This is a genomic window from Bacillus sp. RO1 (assembly GCF_012524115.1).
Classification (GTDB): Bacteria; Bacillota; Bacilli; order Bacillales; family Bacillaceae_I; genus Sutcliffiella_A.
In genome coordinates this window covers 23,435-42,667 of sequence record NZ_JAAZWB010000066.1, presented here as the reverse complement: position 1 = coordinate 42,667, position 19,233 = coordinate 23,435, and the positions used below count along the sequence as shown (strand labels likewise).

Here is a 19,233-nt window from a genome sequence, read left to right as displayed (position 1 = left end):
ATTTCGCCCGTAAATCTGAATAATCGCCCGTAACTTTCTATTATCGCCCGATTCCTAAAAAAATCGCCCGTATTTTCATATTATCGCCCGATTCGATTCAGGGGCTCAATTTTAGTTAACAGTTTGTTCGTCTGATGGAGCGGTCCTACCGTTATCCTGCCAGAAGCTGTAGGCAAACTTCCCTTAGTTTCATACAAAAAGCACCTCCTATGTCAGCGAGGTGCCTCTTCATGAATAAGACTATTTAATTAAAACGTCTGCAGCTTCTTCATAGCTCATGCCCTTTTTCATGGTGAACGTTCCAGAACGTACCTTGGTAGCAATGTTTTTGTCTTCGAGGTAAGTGTCAAACTTCTTGTCATCCTCGATGATTCCTTCGCGTGCTAATAACGCGGTGATCTCGTAAGTTGCCATGCCGTCTGGTATCACGATTTCGAAAGGTTCATTCTCTTCTTCTTTTTCTTCAACTTCTTCTTTCTCTTCTTCTGTTGCAGCTTGGCTGCTGTTACTCTCTTTTTTCACTTCTTCTTTTTGTTCCGTTTTTGTTTCTTTTACCGGTTCCACTTCAGGCAATAACTCGTCGTACTCTTCTTTTGATAGCACGTGAAGGTCGTTTTCAGCGGCATACGCCTGAATACTTTTTTCATTTAATGTGGTTGCCCCTGCACTTACAATAGAATAAGCAACTCCCATTACTCCTGTTGCGAAGAGGATGCCAATTGCGAATGCTCTAAGATTAGTTCTCATTGGCTACGTTTCCTTTTAGGTTGGCAGATTGAAGGATCTGTTCCACTTTGTCCATGGAAGTGGAAGTGAATTGAGAAATTTGAGAAGGAGTGTATCCTTTTTGGTAAAGAGAAATAGCAACATCTTCTTCACTTACATTTTGGTGGCTTGCTTGTCTTTTTGTTTTTACCTTATGTATAGGAGTAGTTCCACCCAATAGTTCTTCTTCTAATACTTTCATTTTTCTTTCCAACTTATATTTGTCCTGAACAACATCAAAGGATAACTGTTCCATTTCTTTTTCCAGATCAGCAAATTTGTCATCCACAAAGAAGGAAATTACAATCACAGCGACTGCAATAATGATTAAACTTATGCTTGCAATTAACATTTTTTCACCTCAGATAAAAGTTTCTCTCTTTTTTATATCATAGGAGTAGAGATGGAAAAATAGTCTTTCGACAAATTCCTCAGAAACATATGACGGTTTTGTGAACGTTTTTTGTCAACGGACATAAAAAATTTACGTTATAACACAAAAGACGACAAAAACCGGCTGTTGTGGAAAAGAAAATTCACGTGATAAGATGATAGAAAAGATAGATTCGTGGGGGAAGAGGTTTGGACCATGAGCTACATTAGATCGGATAAGGAATTTATTAAGTTGATGTTGAATGATGCTGGAGAACCAAAAGCTGAATGGACCGTGGATCAATGGAGGACAGATTTTGTTAAGGCCTATCAGTCATTAGGGGAGGAAGGTTTGGTTATCAGGCTGATTGGTTGGAAAGGAAGCTCACAGGTTAGTAGAACTAATGTCTTCTTTTTAGATATACTAACCAAAATGAATAGTGGAAGTATAACTCTTCCAGAAATCAACGAATTCCATTTCATTCGAGCGGAAATTGGGGTAGGAAAAGCGGACGGATTTTTCCCTTTTTTTCAAAGCGACAAGTTAAAAATGGAGAGCAGCATTAAGGCGCCTTTAGAAAACGCAGCTATATGGACACCTTTAAATATGATTGATAAAAGAAAATGGCAACAGTTGAATGCTGCATATACTTTTTATGAAAAACCCTCATTTGAACTTCAAAAAGCACGTCAGTTAAATTCTGGAACATTTCAAGAAACTGTTACTTCTGAAGTATTCTATTCTGTTCACTCATCACATAATCATTTGTTACAAGAAGAAATAAAAAATACCTATCATATTGTCATGTTATCCTGGGAGTTTCCCCCTGCTATGTTAGGAGGACTTGGGCAGCATGTTTGGCAATTGTCCAGACAGCTGGTTAAAGCAGGCCATCGTGTGTCGCTTGTGACCCCACATTGCCTTGGAGCACCCAAGGCGGAGTCAGTGGAGGGGATAAAAGTTTATAGGGCAAAAGAAGTGGAATGTTCTTATGATAATTTTCATCTTTTTGTCGCGCAAACTAATATGAATCTAGTTGAACAGGTGCAGAACGTAGCTAGTCAGCAACAAATTACTATCATTCATGCCCATGATTGGCTTGTGGGATTTGCTGCAAGGGCACTGAAAGAAAGTATGAGACTTCCTATAGTGTCAACCATTCATGCACTTGAAGAAGGTAGAAGCAATCTTGATACTAAAATGCAGCAGCAAACTGCTAAATGGGAAAAGTTATTGATTCTACATTCTGAAACATTGATTGTTTGTAGCGAATATATGAAGAAAAAAGTGGAGAAATACATTAACGGGAAAAGGGAAATTTATGTTATCCCTAATGGTGTTGCCCTTTCCGTTGAGGGAAGTGACAGCGTCCAGGAATTTATAAACCGAAGATCATTTTCACACCTAATTCTCTTTTTGGGCAGAATGGTGCCTGAAAAAGGAATAATGACTTTAATAGATGCTGCAAAAAAAATAAATGAATCTTATCCTGAATGTCTTTTTATACTGGCTGGCAAAGGGCCATATCTGTCGGATTATAAAGCATTAGTTAGGCAGGCTGGGTTGGAGAAACACGTGCTGTTCATTGGATATGTAAATGAATATGAAAAAGCTACCTTGCTAGAGCGATGCGACATGCTTATTGTACCAAGCGTTTATGAGCCGTTTGGGATAGTGGCTATAGAAGGAATGGCAGCTGGTAAACCTGTTATAGCGGCTAAGACTGGAGGACTTACTTCTATCATTAAAGATGGAGAAAACGGTCTGTTGTTTGAGCCTGGTAATGGCATAGATCTTTGTGGAAAAATATATTCTTTAATCGAGAACCCAACGTTATGTTCAAAACTCCGTGAAAAAGCATTTAACGAAGTGAACCAAAAATACAACTGGGAAGATGTAAGAGATCAGACAGAGGCGGTTTATGAGACAACAGTTACTACTTCTTCCGTCCAGTAGGAGGGATTTAGCATATGAAAGCAGTCATATTGGCTGGGGGAAAGGGTACCCGGCTGTTGCCGTTAACACAAAAGCTCCCAAAACCATTGGTGCCACTACTGAATAAACCTGTCATGGAATACAGCATTGAACTCTTAAAAGAGCATGGAATTACAGATATCATCATCACCCTTCAATATTTAAGCGATAAAATTAGAAATTACTTTGGGGATGGATCGCAATGGGGCGTAAAAATAACCTATCTCCAGGAAACGGTTCCTTTAGGTACTGCTGGAAGCGTGAAAAATGCCGAGCACCTTCTTGATGAACCTTTTCTAGTTATAAGCGGGGATGCTTTAACCGATTTTAACTTAATGGCAGGGGTGCACTATCATGTGCAAAAACATTCTTTACTTACTATTTTTACAAAGGAAGTCAAAAAGCCGAATAAGTTCGGTGTTGTTGATACCGATGAAGAAGGTCATATCAGGAGGTTTGTGGAAAAACCACTGAAAGACGAGGAATTCAGTAAAATTGTAAATACCGGTATTTATGTGGTAGATCCGTTTGTATTATGTATGATGGAAAAGGGAAAAGCGTATGATTTCAGCAAGGACATTTTCCCAAGGCTTATTAAAAACGGCATGAGCTTATATGGTTACCATGCAAATGGATATTGGAAGGATATTGGTAGTCATGAGGATTACCGGCAGGCCCAATACGATATGCTGGATAAAAAAGTCCGAGTCAATATAGCTGCTGAAGAGGTATTGCCAAACCTATGGGTGGGATCTAATGTAAAAATGGAAGACAATGTGACCATTAATCGGCCGGCATATATCGGCAACGACTCTTATTTGGGAGACCATGTGGTTATTGGTAAATACACCATCATTGGTAAAAGCTCCAAAATAACAAAGGATTGTGAGTTGAGCAGGAGTATTGTCTGGGATGATGTAACCATTGAGCACACCTCTCCATCATCCATAAGGAATGTAACAATTGCTCCAAGGTACCAGATTAGCGAGGGATATAAAGCGGGTACTTCTGTGAAGGTTAAAAATAAAAAGAATATTAGCCCTGTAGAAGCAGGTTAATGGGCAAAAAAAATAAGCAGACAGGAAAATCCTGCTGCTTATTTTGTTTCACGGTGTACAGTTACTTTTTTCAATCTTGGGCTGTATTTTTTAAGCTCAAGACGATCTGGGTTGTTACGTTTATTTTTAGTAGTGATATAGTTACGATCACCAGTTTCAGTACAAGCTAAAGTTACGTTTACGCGCATCGTTATCCCTCCAAACATATAGTGCATTCAATTCAGACCTTACTATAATATCATTATTTTTTTTATAATGCCAGTTTTTTTTCGGGATGGGGAAAATAAAGTTCGGTGGAGTTATAATGACGCCCTGTTTCCTTTCGTTATGGGGGTTCGCTTTCTGCGGGGCGTGTGCTTGAGCCTCCTCGCAACGCTTCAGGGGTCTCAAGCTACCGCTACCTCCCGCAGGAGTCTCACCCCCTCCACTTCAGTCAACAGGGAAGATTAGCTTGGACATACTAGATTGCTTTAACGCTCTGTTTCTTTCGTTATGGGTGTAGGTTTAAATAAATTTTGGTATGGTAAGAGTAAGAGTGTTTTAGGAGGCAAGGTATGAAAGAGAAAAATGTGTTAAGGGAAGAGATGAAGAAAATACTAGGGAACATGGAACGTTTAAGCCATGCAGCAAAAAGCAAGGCAATTCACGAAAAGCTGTTTGCTACAAAAGAATGGCAGTATGCACAAACAATTGCTGTGACCATTTCACGTTTTCCTGAAGTGGATACAGAAGCCATTATCATGCGCGCGTGGGAAGAAGGAAAGAAAGTGGCCGTTCCGAAGTGCTTTCCAAAGAATAAAAGCATGGAGTTTTATTTTCTAGAAAACTTCAATCAACTGGAAACCGTCTACTTTGGATTAAAAGAGCCCATTGTCACAGAAGTGGAAATATGCCATAAAGACAAGCTCCATTTCATTCTGGTTCCTGGTCTGATTTTTGATGAGGAAGGATATAGAATAGGCTTCGGCGGTGGATATTACGACCGCTACCTGGTTGATTACACGGGATCTAAAGTATCATTGGCATTTACTGAACAGTTGGTTAAAAAAGTTCCAACAGATCAATTCGATATACCCGTACATAAAATTGTAACAAATGAGGGCGTGTATGACTGCACTATTAGAAAATGAGATTTTATTGTTAATAGGTATTGCTGCGTTAGTTTTTGGAGGATATAAGCTAAAGGCATTAGCTGCTTCCGGAGCGGTTGGAACCTTACTAGTAGGGATTTTAATTGCACTAGGTTTTAAAGGGTATGGTCTCCTGTTGATTGGACTGTTCTTTGTTACTTCTAGTTACTGGAGTAAATATAATCGTAAGCAGAAGGAAAGCATTACAGATATGCACGAAAAAGGTTCGCAACGTGATATTATGCAAGTTTTCGCTAATGGCGGAGTGCCTGCGCTATTAGGGGTGTTGGCATATCTGTTTCCTGCTGATTATTGGATTTACGGCTTTGTAGCTGCCATTGCCGTCGCAAACTCAGATACTTGGGCATCGGAAATAGGTTCACTGAGTAAGAAACGACCGTTCTCCATCATACAGATGAAAACAGTGGATCCAGGAACGTCCGGGGCAATCTCTTTACTAGGAACACTAGCGTCAGTTGCAGGTTCTGCTTTAATAAGTGTCGTTTCCTACTTTTTCTGGAGTGAAATTAATCTCACGATAACCCTTCTGCTTACCGCAATGGGGGTGATGGGCTGTTTTATTGATACATTTTTAGGAGCGACTGTGCAATCAGCCTACAGATGTAAAGTGTGCGGAAAACTAGTGGAAAAAACAGAACACTGTCTTCAGCCTACTCAATTAGTAAAAGGCAATTCGTGGGTGAACAATGATGTGGTCAATATCTCCTCCATTTTAATAGCAAGTGTCATCACTATCCTGATATTAATGTAACGAAATAGTTATATTTTGCTCAGTATTTCACAATCTTTTTTGATATAATATATTTGTAAAGTAACCTAGGTGAAAAGAGGAGATACCATGAGAAACGGAATTAGTCGTGTTGCTTTAATAGGAACTGGGTTCGTCGGTTCAAGTTATGCATTTGCCTTATTGAATCAAGGCGTGACAGAAGAGCTTGTATTGATTGATCTGAACAAGGAGAAATCAGAAGGCGATGCAATGGACTTAAATCATGGAATAGCATTTGCGCCAACACCAACGAAAATCTGGTATGGTGATTATAAGGATTGTCAGGATGCAGACATTGTGGTGATATGTGCCGGTGCCAATCAGAAACCAGGTGAAACGAGATTAGATCTTGTCGAAAAGAATACGAAAATATTTAAAAGTATCGTGGATGAAGTAATGGGAAATGGATTTGATGGCATCTTCCTCGTTGCAACAAATCCAGTTGATATTTTAACTTACGCTACTTGGAAGTTTTCAGGCCTGCCAAAAGAGAGGGTGATCGGCTCTGGAACCATTCTGGATACTGCTAGGTTCCGCTATGTTCTCGGTGATTATTTTCAAGTAGATGCCCGCAATGTGCATGCTTATATCATTGGTGAACATGGAGATACGGAACTGCCGGTATGGAGTAAAGCTGATATTGGTGGAAAACCAATCTTAGAGCTGATGGCAAAACAAGAAAAGTACAAAGAAGAAGATCTGAATAATCTGTTTGTCAGTGTAAGAGATGCAGCCTATCAAATTATAGAGAGAAAGGGTGCAACCTATTATGGAATTGCCATGGGGCTTGTCAGGCTGACAAAGGCAATCCTTCAAAATGAGAATTCCATATTGACCGTTTCAGCCTATTTGGATGGAGAGTATGAAAGTGAGGACATTTACATTGGAGTTCCCGCTATCGTCAACAGAAACGGAATTAGAGAAATTCTTCAACTTGACTTAAGTGAAAAAGAGACAGAGCAATTTCAGCACTCTGTTCAAGTACTTTCAGAAATAAAAGATAAAGTATTCTAAAACATGCCTATTCTTGGGCATGTTTTTTTCATTTTTAAGCAAGATATAGATAGGAGGGATGACAATGGGATTCTTACTAAGAATTTTTCTAATAGGCGTGGGTACATATGCCATTTACCAAAGTCGTTATAAAATCCTAAATTATATTTTGGGAATCGGTAGCATCAGGAGATTTGTTGTTGCATTCGGAATGGATATTCCTTTTGTACGCGACCGCTTTTTACAAACCGTATTTCGAGGATAAACTGCCAGTAGTTGCTGGTGGTTTTTCTTTTGTTATGGCTCTTTTAAAGCATACTGTTGATTTTTGCAGCAACCTAGCTGTTGATTGGAGCAAATGGCGAAGACTCTTGCGGTGGAGTAGCGACAATGTTGAGACCCCGCAGGGCGCAGCCCGAGGAGGCTCAAGGTCGCCACGCAAAAAGCGAAGCCATTTGAGGAAATCAACAGCGGTGTTTAAGAGAGCCTTTGTTATAAAAATTACATAAAATTAACATTATATTAATATTCTTCCTCTATAATTTATTTTATTAGACGAATAGGAGTTACAGGGGGATCAACTGGATGAAACAACTAGTAAAATATAAAAAGAGAACGGAAGAGAAATTTCAACATTACATTGGAAAAATAAATCTAGGAACAAGACTATTCCTGCTCTTTATAACATTGATGTTAGCGTCTATATCGGCAGTCGGGCTAGTTTCTTACATCAAATCAAAAGAAATGACCGTCACTAGTATAGAAAACCGTCTTGTTAGAGAAGTAGAGCTGATGGGTTACATTGCAGAAAACTTAAAGTTTACATACATAAGTGATGATGCATATTTTATGCAGCAGTTAGAGGTGAACATACGCTCTCAGAGGGATACACTGATGGAGGATGGAATCTTTTCGGAGTTTTTTTACATAACCAATAATGAAACACAGCCATTCAAGGTAAGTGAAGGTAATCTTCCTAATATGACAGATTCCATGGTGGTATCAATGGTCACCAGCAAAAATGGCATTATAAAAGAAAAGATTAATGGGGTGGAATATACTATCTCCTTTAGGGAGATGAAGGAGTTGGGTGGAATTTATGGTTTAATTATCCCAACTAGTTCATATTTAAGTCCTGTCCATGATATGGGCATTTTCACACTTATCGTTATCATGGGTAGTATCGTTCTTTTCACTTGCATTACAATTATTTTTGTTCGAACTTTAACAAAGCCATTATCTGTTCTTCGGGAAGCAATGAGAGAAGGGAGAGAAGGGAATCTTCGGCCGGCTAAAAACATTAAGACATCTATTCCTGAAATTGTGTCTCTAAACAAGAGCTATAATTCTATGATTCATAACATGACACAAGTATTAAAAGAGATAAAGCAAACGACTAAAGAATTAGAAGAGACAGGTACCCACCTTGGACTTTCATCAGAAGATTCTATGGTTTCCACACATCAATTGATAAGTTCAATCAATATGGTAAAAGAAGGGGCTATGCAAACTGCTTCTAGTTCTGAGACCAGTGTCCAAACGATTAAAGAAATGAAGGACATTATTGAAGAAATGCAAAAAAATATGTCCCGTGTTTTTTCTAGTTCTAACCGCATGGATGACTCTGCCGAGATTGGGAAAAAACACATGAACACGCTTATCACAACTATTATGAAATTTGAACAGGATTTTGAAGAATTATCCAACACCGTAAAAAATGTAAAAGACTACTCAGTCTCTATTACTGGATTAGTTGGGTTAATTAAAGGGATGGCGGAACAAACAAAGCTATTGGCACTGAATGCAACCATTGAAGCTGCCCGAGCAGGAGATGCAGGGAGGGGATTTGCTGTTGTAGCTAATGAAGTAAGGAATCTAGCAGAACAATCGACTTCTGCCGCCGAGGAAATCACAAATTCCATTGGGCATATGGAAAATGTAACAGCAAATGCTGTAAATGAATTTGAAAACATGCATATTAAAATTAAAGATAACTTACACATGGCAAACCTATCAAAAGTTACATTTGATGAGCTCATGTCTGAAATGGAAGAAGTGAGCGAGAATCTAACAGTCATTAATGGAGACTTGAAGGGTTGGAAAGATTTTTTACCCAACTTAGAGTTTGCAGCTGACGGTTTGCTCTCTGTCTCGCAAGAAACCTCAGCAAGTTCAGAGGAAATGCTATCAGCAAGTGAAAATCAGGTCGAGCAGATGGAGTACACAAATGAAATAGGCAAAAAATTAAATGCCCTGTCTAAATCTCTTTCTGTTATTGCTGCAAGGTTTGAAATCGATAATTGAACTTCCTAGAAACGACATTAGTATAGTTATATTTTTACTTTTCTCCTTGGACCATTTAAAATAAAGGGTACGAGGAGGCGGGCAATTGAAACAAGATATCTTATTTTGGCAGCTCATTCAACATTTTGTTGTAATGAAAGAATATCGAATTTTACATATCTCTCCAGATCAAAACGAACTTTGGTTAGAAAACCTTACCCATAAAAAAGCACCGATCATCAGAATTTATCGACATGATCTTGATTGGAGCACGTGGCTTCAACGTGATATTGAAAATGCATCGAGACACGTTGTTAATTTCAAGCAGCAACTGCGAAAGCGTCGTTTACAGGCTTTCAATATATATGTATCTTCATACCCTCCTGTCGATGATTGGGAGTTCAGGGTGGAAGAACCTTTTGTAAATGAAAAAACGGAACTTCATTCTATCGTGTTGCATGAAGGCAATACACAAAAAGCATTAAACAGGATTTCTCATGTAACTGGGGATGAGGTAACCATAAAGGAACAGGACGCATTAGATGATCTCGGACTATATCATCTCAAGCAAAGTGTCCTATACGCATCCTCACAAAGAGATAAAAAGGAAAGGTCCTTGTTTCAACATGGAAAACCCCTTTTCACCTATTTTTTTATCTTTTTACACCTAGTAATGTTTTATTTACTTGAGACAAATGGGGGAAGTCAGGATCCTGAAACATTGGTTAAATATGGTGCAAAATATAACCCATCCATTTTGGAAGGGGAGTGGTGGCGTTTCTTTACCCCTATCGTTCTCCATATTGGATTTCTTCATCTAATACTGAACACGATGGCGATATTTTACCTAGGCACTGCGGTTGAAAGGATATATGGGAACATCCGCTTTCTAGCCATTTATTTGTTTGCAGGATTTGCTGGTTCTTTAGCTAGTTTTGTTTTTACCTCATCGTTGTCTGCAGGTGCTTCGGGGGCGATTTTTGGTTGCTTTGGTGCGCTCCTGTTTGTTGGAATAACCCATCCTAAGTTATTTTTCCGGACAATGGGTACGAACATTCTCGTATTAATAGGAATAAATCTAGCGATCGGATTCACCATTCCAGGTATTGATAATGCAGGTCATATTGGCGGCTTGATTGGTGGTTTTTTAGCATCAGCTATAGTGCATTTACCGAATCACAAAAAATTGATTCAAAGAATTCTTGGTTTAGCGGCAGCTTCTATTTTAACTTTCTTTCTCTTACAAGAAGGGTACAATGCTGAGAATCCAACTGCCCTTATTAAACAGGCAGAAACATTAATTCAACAAGCAGAATATGAAGAAGCATATACTCTACTTATTGATTTAGAAGAAAGGGCGGAGGAATTCCCTGAGGTCCTCTTTTATCTTTCCTACATTGATATTCAAGAAGGTAAAATAGAGGATGCGAAAAATCGATTAGAAAGACTTACTACTCTTCAGCCTAGTTTTCATGAAGCGCATTATAATTTAGCATTAGTTTATTTGGAGCTGGATGACGCTGAAAAGGCATCAAGTTCCATTAACAAAGCCATTGAACTTGATTCTAATGTGGAAGCATATACTAGCCTTCGCACAGAAATAGATGGGTTGATAGAGGGAGAATAAATTCTTTAAAACAGTAGGGGCTACCATTCCTTTGAAATGGGAGTTCCTGCTGTTTTTTTGTATGATTTTGTATTTTTTCTTTTGGATTAGCAGAAAATGAAAAGATGATAAGTACTTCAAACCTAATACATGAAGAATTAGGAGGAAATCATTTTGACTTGGCAAAAACCAACGAGAAAAATGTCGGGAAACTTCGATGAAGATGTTGGATATTTAAAAGAAAGAATGGCAGTTGATAAAAGTTTTGATTTAATTTTTCTGGATCTCCATTATGCGGGTAGAAAAATAGGTATGTTCTTAGTGGACGGTTTCGGTAAAGATGATATCATGCTCTTTTTAATGAAATTTCTATCCGACCTATTGCCAGAAGATCTTGATGAAGAACCTCTGGACAAGTTATTAAAGACCTACATACCTTATGTCGAAATCGGTAAAACCGACGATCTGGAAACAGTTGTAGATCAGGTCCTTGCAGGTCCAACAGTTATAATTGTAGAAGGACTTGAGGAAGCAATCATTATTGACTCGAGAACCTATCCTGTTAGAGGTCCGGAAGAACCTGATATGGAAAGAGTGGTTCGCGGTTCTAGGGATGGTTTCGTCGAAACAATGATTTTCAACTGTGCATTAATCCGCAGAAGGATAAGAGACAGTTCACTCAGGATGGAATATTTACAGGTTGGAAGAAGATCAAAGACTGATATAAGTATCTGTTATATGGATGAAATGGCAGATCCTGATCTGGTAGAAAAAATTAAAGATTCATTGAACAACATTGACACAGATGGTCTGCCAATGGCTGAAAAGACACTAGAGGAATTTGTAGGAGGAAGACACTGGAATCCTTATCCTACAGTCAGATACACAGAAAGGCCAGATACAGCAGCAGCTCATTTATATGAAGGACATGTATTAGTCATAGTAGACGGTTCTCCAAGTGTCATCATTACGCCGGCTACATTTTGGCATCATCTCCAACATGCTGAAGAGTACAGAAACAAACCGGTTGTTGGGGCGTACTTAAGGCTGGTTAGATTTCTTGCAGTCTGGGCTTCCATATTTATTCTGCCCTTATGGTACTTACTAGCAACGAATACACAGTTACTGCCTGAACAACTATCTTATATCGGGCCGACTGAAACGGGTGAAGTTCCTTTAATTGCCCAAATACTTATTATTGAAATTGGAATGGACATGCTCAGAATGGCAGCCATTCATACGCCGACTTCTTTAGGTACCGCCCTTGGATTAGTGGCGGCAATTCTCATAGGAGATGTTGCAGTAAAAGTAGGTCTTTTTGTACCAGAAATAATTTTATACCTAGCCATTGCTGCTATAGGAACATTTTCAACTCCAAGTTATGAGCTCAGCTTGGCAAACAGATTATTTCGGATTGTGCTCCTTTTATTGACTTACATGTTTGGAGTAATTGGCTTTATGATCGGGCTTGTCATTCTCATTCTATTCCTGATGATGATGAAGTCCTACAACGTTCCTTACCTTTGGCCATTTATCCCATTCAACTACAGAGGGTTTCGAGATGTAATAATACGATCACCGATTCCGTTGAAAAACAGAAGGCCAACAATCCTACATCCGAAAGATCCGGATAGATAAAAAGAAATTAATAAAGGAAAACGGATGGCCCTCAATCCATCCGTTTTTTTATGAAGATTAAGAAAGCATATAATAGGTTGATTTCCGTTCCAGGCGCTTCGCTTGCCTGCGGCCGGTCCGTGAGCGTCCTCAGGCTTCGAATTCCGGGGTCTCACCTGTCCCTTCACTCCCGCGGGCGTCTACGCGCCTTCCACTATTAGCAAGGTTACTTCATTCAAAAAAAGGAATTGTTTAAGTTTTAAAATAACATCATTAACCTTTATGTGATTCCTAGCTGTGGATTGGAGCAAATGGCGAAGACTCCAGCGGGGGAGAAACGGTTGGTTGAGACCCCGCAACGAAGTGAGGAGGCTCAAGCACCGTCCCGCGGAAAGCGAAGCCAATTGCGGAAAGGAACAGCGGAGGTTAACCATCCAACTTAAGCTTTTCAGAATTAAAAGGACTGGCATGGTTTTCTCGGTTTTTCTTATGTTTTCTTGCTTGACGCCACAAGTGAATCCTTTATACTAAAAATGGAGCGTAAACCCTTTCAGCTAGTAAAGAAGAAAAGGTGAAGTCATGAAAACAATTTTTGACATAAGGCAACTATTAAAAAGTTTTGGAGCCTTTATTTATACTGGTGACAAAATTGCAGATTTAGAGCTTATGGAAGATGAAATAAGGGAGCTCTATCGCTCAGGAGTATTGGACGCAAGTGTGTTCCAGTCCGCCATGATCATCCTGCGACAAGAATTATCCAAATTAAGATAAAGAAAAGGTGAAACAAATGGAAAACAAATGGTTAGTGGGTGTCGACTTAGGTGGCACAACGATAAAAATGGCGTTTATTACACAATACGGTGAAATCGCTCACAAATGGGAGATTGTAACGGATATAAGTGAAAAAGGCAAAAATATCACAACAGATATTGCAAAAGCTATAGATAGTAAATTAGAGGAACTTGGCGAGTCAAAATCGAAATTGAAAGCATTGGGAATGGGTGCGCCAGGCCCAGTCAATATGGCAACAGGTTTAATATATGAAGCAGTTAACTTAGGCTGGGAAAACTACCCACTTAAAGATTTATTAGAAGTAGAAACTGGGTTGCCTGTAGTAGTCGATAATGACGCGAATCTTGCTGCTATCGGGGAAATGTGGAAGGGTGCCGGTGAAGGATCTAAGGATCTCATTTGTGTTACTCTCGGTACGGGAGTTGGCGGAGGTATCATTACCAATGGAGAAATTGTCCATGGCATAAACGGTGCTGGCGGAGAAATAGGGCATATTACCGTAATCACAGAAGGGGGAGCACCTTGCAACTGTGGAAAAACAGGGTGTCTGGAAACGATTGCATCTGCTACTGGGATTGTCCGTCTTGCTAAAGAGGCAATGGAAGAAAAACCAGGTAGTAAGCTGGAAGAATTAGCACAACAAGAAGGATTGACAGCAAAGTTAATATTTGAGCAGGCAGATGCTAAAGAAGAAATTTCTCAATATGTTGTCAATAAAGTCTCTGCTTATTTAGGACTCGCACTTGCGAATTTGGCAAACGCCATGAATCCAGAAAAAATCGTTATTGGTGGGGGAGTATCAAAAGCAGGAGATAAATTATTAGGTCCTGTTCATCATCATTTTGTAAAATACTTATTTCCAAGAACCAAGGTTGGCGTGAAAATTGCTGAAGCAACCCTAGGAAACGATGCTGGGGTAATCGGAGCGGCTTACCTTGCAAAAACAAAATTGTAAAAAAGTGTATAGTTTATTCTTTCTTTCTCTTGGGTAAAAAAGATAGAAAGAAGCGAGAATAGCGCGTAGTGGAGGCTTCTTAATAGAAGCCTCCATTTTGTTTGACTATTTAGAATAAAAAAACATCTTTGTTTTATGAAACTTTTCGGCTTGTACCGCGTCTATTATATATAGTTGCAAACAGCGCCAAGACTATTATTCTAGCTCTTTAATATAAATACAGTATTAATTATCCATTGATTTTTTGTAAAAAAAGTTTTAAGATATGTCGTAGCCAAATTTTTTGAGTGATGAAAAGTTGGTCATGGATACATCTAAAAAGTTTTTTAAACAATAATAATAAATACCGAAACTAATAAAGAGCTTCCCTGTCTTTGCTATAAGGAGGTAAAAAAAAGATGAAGCAAGCCTTTAAATCAAAAGTGCCTTTTATCCTAATTGCAGTTGTCCTGCTCTGGATAAAAACATATATCGTATATAAAACAAGTTTTAACATTACAATTGAATCCCTAAAACAAGAATTCATTTTATTTATTAACCCATTAAGCTTTATCCTGCTTATTGCCGGTTTTGCCCTCTTCTTTAAAGAAAAGGGAATGAAGCGATACCTAATTGTTACAAGTTTTATCGTTTCGTTTGTACTTTATGCAAATGCAGTCTATTACCGTTTCTTTAATGATTTCATCACGATTCCGTTACTTTTCCAATCAGGTAACATGAGTGATCTAGGTGGTAGTATTACAGAACTAATGACACCAGTGGACTTACTAATGTTCATTGATGTAATTATCCTGATTGCCATTGCAAAGTGGACTCCTTCATTTGTGAGCATGAGCACGTGGAGACCGAAAGTTCGCAAGATGTATTTCTTATCTATTGTAGGTATTTTTCTCTTCAACTTAGGTTTGGCTGAAACAGAAAGACCTCAATTATTGACTCGTACATTTGATCGTGAAATCCTTGTGAAAAACTTGGGTACGTACAACTATCATGTGTATGATGCTGTCATCCAGTCGAAAACTCGTGCACAACGTGCGATGGCGGATGGAAGCGAACTTGCTGAAATTCAAAACTATATTAATGCTAGCTATAAAGCACCAAATGACGATCTTTATGGTATTGCAAAAGGCAAGAATGTCATTGTGGTAAAATTAGAATCCATGCAGTCATTTGTTATTGATAAGGAAATCAACGGTGAGCCGATCACTCCGTTCTTAAATGAATTAAAAGACCAAAGTTATTACTTTAATAACTTCTTTCATCAAACAGGTCAAGGGAAAACGTCTGATTCTGAATTTTTATTAGATAATTCCTTATACCCTGTAGGACGCGGTGCCGTGTTCTTCACTCATGGAACAAATGATTTCCATACTGCAACGCCTAACGTAATTAAAGAAGAAGGTTATACACCTGTTACTTTCCACGCAAACAACAAAAGTTTCTGGAATCGCGATGTAATGTATAAATCACTTGGATATGACCAATTCTTCGATATAGAAAGTTATGATGTAAACGAAGAAAACTCTGTAGGTTGGGGTTTGAAGGATATTGAGTTTTTCCAACAATCAATTCCCTACATGCAGGATCTAGAAAAACCTTTCTATGCCAAATTTATTACGTTAACCAATCACTTCCCATTTGTCTTGGATGAAGAAGATAAATTTGTAGATGAATTTGATTCTAATAGTCGTACCTTGAACCGTTATTTCCCTACAGTAAGATATAGTGATGAATCAATTAAAGTCCTTTTTGATGAGTTAAAGAAATCAGGTCTTTATGAAGATTCCATCATCATCCTGTACGGTGATCATTATGGTATCTCTGAAAACCATAACGAAGCAATGAGCCAGTATTTAGGAAAAGAAATAACTCCTTTTGAAAGTGCTCAATTGCAGCGTGTGCCAATGTTTGTACACATCCCAGGTGTAACGGATAAAAATCCGAAAGAATTTGATACAGTTGGTGGACAGATTGACCTTAAACCTACTATCAAACACTTACTTGGAATGGAAACAAAAAATGATATTCAATTCGGTGCAGATCTTTTCTCCGAAGACAGAAATGATTTTGTTGTATTCCGTGACGGTAGCTTTGTTACAGACAAAGTGGTATATGCAAAAAACGCTTGCTATGATAAGGAAACGGAAGAAGAGACAGACCCATCTGCATGTGAGCCTTACATGGAAAAAGCGAAAAAAGAGCTTCAATATTCCGATGAAATTGTATACGGAGATTTGCTTCGTTTCTATGATGGAACATCCATACAAATGGACGAAAGTAAATTGGAAGATTAAATTCAAAACACCGAAGGCAGGTTAATTGCTTTCGGTGTTTTTTCTTTATACATCTACATATCGTTCTAAATTTTACCCTTTCACCATATGGATTAGTATAAATGCTAATGGTGGGCGGTGATTTAGAATGAAAGTCTTGGCAAGAAAAGGGGACTCCTTATGGTACTATGGCCAAATATTTGGGGTGTCATTAGATTTAATATTTGATTCCAACCCTGCTATACCATCTGAATCAGAACTCCTTAATACGGGCGAAGAAATAGCTATTCCGGGTTATGTACCTAAAGAGCATAGGATTCATAAATTGGAGACCATCCATACAATCGCTCAAAAACTAAATCTGTCACCAGATTGTTTGCTGTTGATAAATCAAGATAAAGATTTCGCTCGTTTAAAAGCTGGAGATGTTTTGAACGTCCCACAAAGAATGACACAAAATATTGTTAACCCTAAAAAGCTATACGATTATCAATCATTAGCAAATGATATTGAAAAGCTAAAGGACATCTACCCATTTATTCAATGCACTTCTATTGGACAATCTGTAATGGGAAAACCATTGCACCACATCCGATTAGGGAAAGGGAAAAATAAAATACATTGGAATGGCAGTTTTCATGCAAACGAATGGATTACTAGTGCGGTAATTATGAATTTACTCAATGATTACCTTAGATGTTTAACAAACTTTACCCCATTGAGAGGAATGTCTTGCACACCTCTATATGAACAATCAGAACTGTCAATTGTTCCAATGGTAAACCCTGACGGAGTAGATCTTGTACTAAATGGCCCTCCAGCTGAAACTCCATACAAGGAACTTGTGGAAAGCATTAATCAGGATCGTCCTGATTATTTAGGGTGGAAGGCAAACATCAGAGGGATAGACTTAAATAAACATTTTCCTGCCAATTGGAAAATTGAGAAGGTTAGAAAAGAGGAGAAAATTCCTTCCCCTCGAGATTATCCCGGTGACCTGCCATTGACTGAGCCTGAAGCAGTTGCAATGGCAAACCTGGCCGATAAAGAACACTTTAATAAAGTGATTGCAGTTCACACCCAAGGAGAAGAGTTCTACTGGGGATATGAAGGGCTGGAACCTATGGAGAGTGAAAGGATCGCTAAGGAGTTTGAAAGGGTCAGTACCTATAAAAGCGTCCGATATGTCGACAGTCATGCTGGATTTAAAGATTGGTTCATTCAGGAATATAAAAAGCCTGGCTTTACATTGGAACTTGGTAAAGGAATTAACCCACTTCCATTGTCCCAATACGACACTATTTATCAAAAAACCCTCGGCATCTTTTTAGCTTCCCTATATACTTAAACGGCAAAGCAGCCAGCTTGCCGTTTTTTAGGGGAAATTATTACTGTAGGAATATTAATTTTTTTAGCTTGTATTGAAACCTTTCCTGCCTCATAATCGTTATTAAGATAGGAAAAAAGGAGGGGTGCAATGAAAAAGAATTTTTGGGTAGTCTGTATCATAATTTGTATGTTGATAGGATGTCAATCTCCTTCTCACCCCAAGGAAGTTAGTAACGCACCTGCTCTCTCGAACGAGGAAAAACAAAAACCTTCTAAACCATTAATCTTTCATAATGAACCACCTAAAAAGCTCTCTATACCCTTTGATCAATTTAGTGCTGTTTCAGAATGGTTAAATGATGAAACCATATTATATATAGTTAACGATGGAACCGGTTCTATTGTTCACACCTTTAATTTGGTTTCCGGTGAAACAGATGTATTTTACAAATCTGAAGAAATGATAATGTCAGTAGAAGCAAATAAGACGTATGATATGTTTCTTGTTCGATCTGCGGTTTCCGCTACAGAAGGGAAGTTAAGTGTTCTATCTGATAAAGGAGAAGAACTTGCAGAATGGAAATTTGATAACTCTATAGATATTGTTTTTTCATGGAATGCCTTTTCTGGTCAACAGCTAGTTGTTTCCTCATTTAAGGAGGACTGGTCTTACGATAGCTTTCTGCTTGATATAAGGAACAAAAGTATGGTAAAAAAAGATGTGACAGATCCGTTTGTCCAATGGCTTTCAGATCAAGAAATAGCTTATATAGATTGGAATCATGATATGCCTTCCCTGGAAGCTCCGCTTAATGCAGTGAACTTAAATACGCAAGATAAGAAGCAGCTCAAGGAAAGCGTTGTAATGTTTCATACCTATGAAAGCCTACTATTAACCGTTGGGGCAGTGGATGATAATGGAATAGCGTCCTATTCATTTTCTTACTTCCCTGATTTGAGAGAAATTCAGTCCTATCAAGCGCCCTTACTCACGCTATATTCCAATTACTTTATTCCTTATTATGATTTTGTAGAGAACTCAAAAATGTTTTACACATTTGAGTCAAATCGTGCTGGGAATGCAGATGGATATACCGAAGGCTTTCAATTCATTTCATTCGACACCACAAATGGAAAGAAAAAGGTTCTCGCAAAAAATATGGAGAACAAGCCATTGAAATGCTCTCCAAACGGCATCTATTGTTTATACGGCTACCAATTAGAACAATTAATAATTCCTTCAACTAAGGAAATAGTAAATCTAGTGGAATTATCCTAAAAGAGGGGTGTGAAAA

17 protein-coding genes are annotated in these 19,233 nt (G+C 38.4%); 14 read left to right on the top strand and 3 right to left on the bottom strand.

Annotated features, from left to right (window positions below; translation table 11 throughout):
* Positions 1 to 240 precede the first annotated feature (240 nt).
* Together HC179_RS09520 and HC179_RS09515 are read right to left on the bottom strand one after the other, a co-directional pair.
* A complete protein-coding gene (locus HC179_RS09520) occupies positions 241 to 747 on the bottom strand; it encodes an endolytic transglycosylase MltG (protein ID WP_168864115.1) in 507 nt (168 codons plus the stop codon).
* The gene (locus HC179_RS09515) at positions 737 to 1,117 is read right to left on the bottom strand and encodes a hypothetical protein (protein ID WP_168864076.1); all 381 of its coding nucleotides are present in this window, start codon (positions 1,115 to 1,117) and stop codon (positions 737 to 739) included. The genes HC179_RS09520 and HC179_RS09515 overlap by 11 nt, the downstream gene beginning before the upstream one ends.
* 237 nt (positions 1,118 to 1,354) lie before the next feature.
* Between HC179_RS09515 and HC179_RS09510 the strand changes: the two genes are divergently transcribed.
* Both HC179_RS09510 and HC179_RS09505 read left to right on the top strand, forming a co-directional pair.
* Positions 1,355 to 3,094 carry a glycosyltransferase family 4 protein gene (locus HC179_RS09510; protein WP_168864114.1) on the top strand — a complete coding sequence of 580 codons (1,740 nt, stop codon included), beginning with the start codon at positions 1,355 to 1,357 and terminating at the stop codon, positions 3,092 to 3,094.
* 14 nt (positions 3,095 to 3,108) lie between these two features.
* On the top strand, positions 3,109 to 4,170 hold the full coding sequence (locus HC179_RS09505) for a nucleotidyltransferase family protein (protein ID WP_168864113.1): 1,062 nt from the start codon (positions 3,109 to 3,111) through the stop codon (positions 4,168 to 4,170).
* Between the two features lie 38 nt (positions 4,171 to 4,208).
* Here HC179_RS09505 and rpmG read toward each other — a convergent pair whose 3' ends face one another.
* The gene (gene rpmG / locus HC179_RS09500) at positions 4,209 to 4,358 is read right to left on the bottom strand and encodes a 50S ribosomal protein L33 (RefSeq protein ID WP_010194590.1); all 150 of its coding nucleotides are present in this window, start codon (positions 4,356 to 4,358) and stop codon (positions 4,209 to 4,211) included.
* 366 nt (positions 4,359 to 4,724) lie between these two features.
* Between rpmG and HC179_RS09495 the strand changes: the two genes are divergently transcribed.
* From HC179_RS09495 to HC179_RS09440, 12 genes are all read left to right on the top strand, one after another.
* Entirely contained in the window at positions 4,725 to 5,300 is a 576-nt protein-coding gene (locus HC179_RS09495) for a 5-formyltetrahydrofolate cyclo-ligase (protein ID WP_168864112.1), read from the top strand.
* A complete protein-coding gene (locus tag HC179_RS09490; RefSeq protein WP_168864111.1) occupies positions 5,278 to 6,072 on the top strand; it encodes a DUF92 domain-containing protein in 795 nt (264 codons plus the stop codon). The genes HC179_RS09495 and HC179_RS09490 overlap by 23 nt, the downstream gene beginning before the upstream one ends.
* Positions 6,073 to 6,159: 87 nt before the next feature.
* Positions 6,160 to 7,104, top strand: coding sequence for an L-lactate dehydrogenase (locus tag HC179_RS09485; RefSeq protein WP_168864110.1), 945 nt, complete (start codon positions 6,160 to 6,162; stop codon positions 7,102 to 7,104).
* Positions 7,105 to 7,168: 64 nt separating this feature from the next.
* Complete coding sequence (locus HC179_RS09480) at positions 7,169 to 7,348, top strand: hypothetical protein (protein WP_168864109.1); 180 nt, start codon at positions 7,169 to 7,171, stop codon at positions 7,346 to 7,348.
* 320 nt (positions 7,349 to 7,668) lie between these two features.
* Positions 7,669 to 9,387, top strand: coding sequence for a methyl-accepting chemotaxis protein (locus HC179_RS09475; protein WP_168864108.1), 1,719 nt, complete (start codon positions 7,669 to 7,671; stop codon positions 9,385 to 9,387).
* Positions 9,388 to 9,472: 85 nt separating this feature from the next.
* Positions 9,473 to 10,993 carry a rhomboid family protein gene (locus HC179_RS09470; protein WP_168864107.1) on the top strand — a complete coding sequence of 507 codons (1,521 nt, stop codon included), beginning with the start codon at positions 9,473 to 9,475 and terminating at the stop codon, positions 10,991 to 10,993.
* A gap of 180 nt (positions 10,994 to 11,173) precedes the next feature.
* Positions 11,174 to 12,610 (top strand): spore germination protein, encoded by a 1,437-nt coding sequence (locus HC179_RS09465; protein ID WP_168864149.1) that lies wholly within the window; start codon positions 11,174 to 11,176, stop codon positions 12,608 to 12,610.
* A 558-nt stretch (positions 12,611 to 13,168) separates the two neighbouring features.
* Positions 13,169 to 13,360 carry a YqgQ family protein gene (locus tag HC179_RS09460; protein ID WP_168864106.1) on the top strand — a complete coding sequence of 64 codons (192 nt, stop codon included), beginning with the start codon at positions 13,169 to 13,171 and terminating at the stop codon, positions 13,358 to 13,360.
* Positions 13,361 to 13,376: 16 nt separating this feature from the next.
* The gene (locus tag HC179_RS09455) at positions 13,377 to 14,336 is read left to right on the top strand and encodes an ROK family glucokinase (protein WP_168864105.1); all 960 of its coding nucleotides are present in this window, start codon (positions 13,377 to 13,379) and stop codon (positions 14,334 to 14,336) included.
* A gap of 398 nt (positions 14,337 to 14,734) precedes the next feature.
* Positions 14,735 to 16,630: an LTA synthase family protein gene (locus HC179_RS09450; protein WP_168864104.1), complete on the top strand. Its 1,896-nt coding sequence runs from the start codon at positions 14,735 to 14,737 to the stop codon at positions 16,628 to 16,630.
* A gap of 127 nt (positions 16,631 to 16,757) precedes the next feature.
* A complete protein-coding gene (locus HC179_RS09445) occupies positions 16,758 to 17,957 on the top strand; it encodes a M14 family zinc carboxypeptidase (protein WP_168864103.1) in 1,200 nt (399 codons plus the stop codon).
* Positions 17,958 to 18,086: 129 nt separating this feature from the next.
* The gene (locus tag HC179_RS09440) at positions 18,087 to 19,217 is read left to right on the top strand and encodes a YqgU-like beta propeller domain-containing protein (protein WP_168864102.1); all 1,131 of its coding nucleotides are present in this window, start codon (positions 18,087 to 18,089) and stop codon (positions 19,215 to 19,217) included.
* Positions 19,218 to 19,233: the final 16 nt, after the last annotated feature.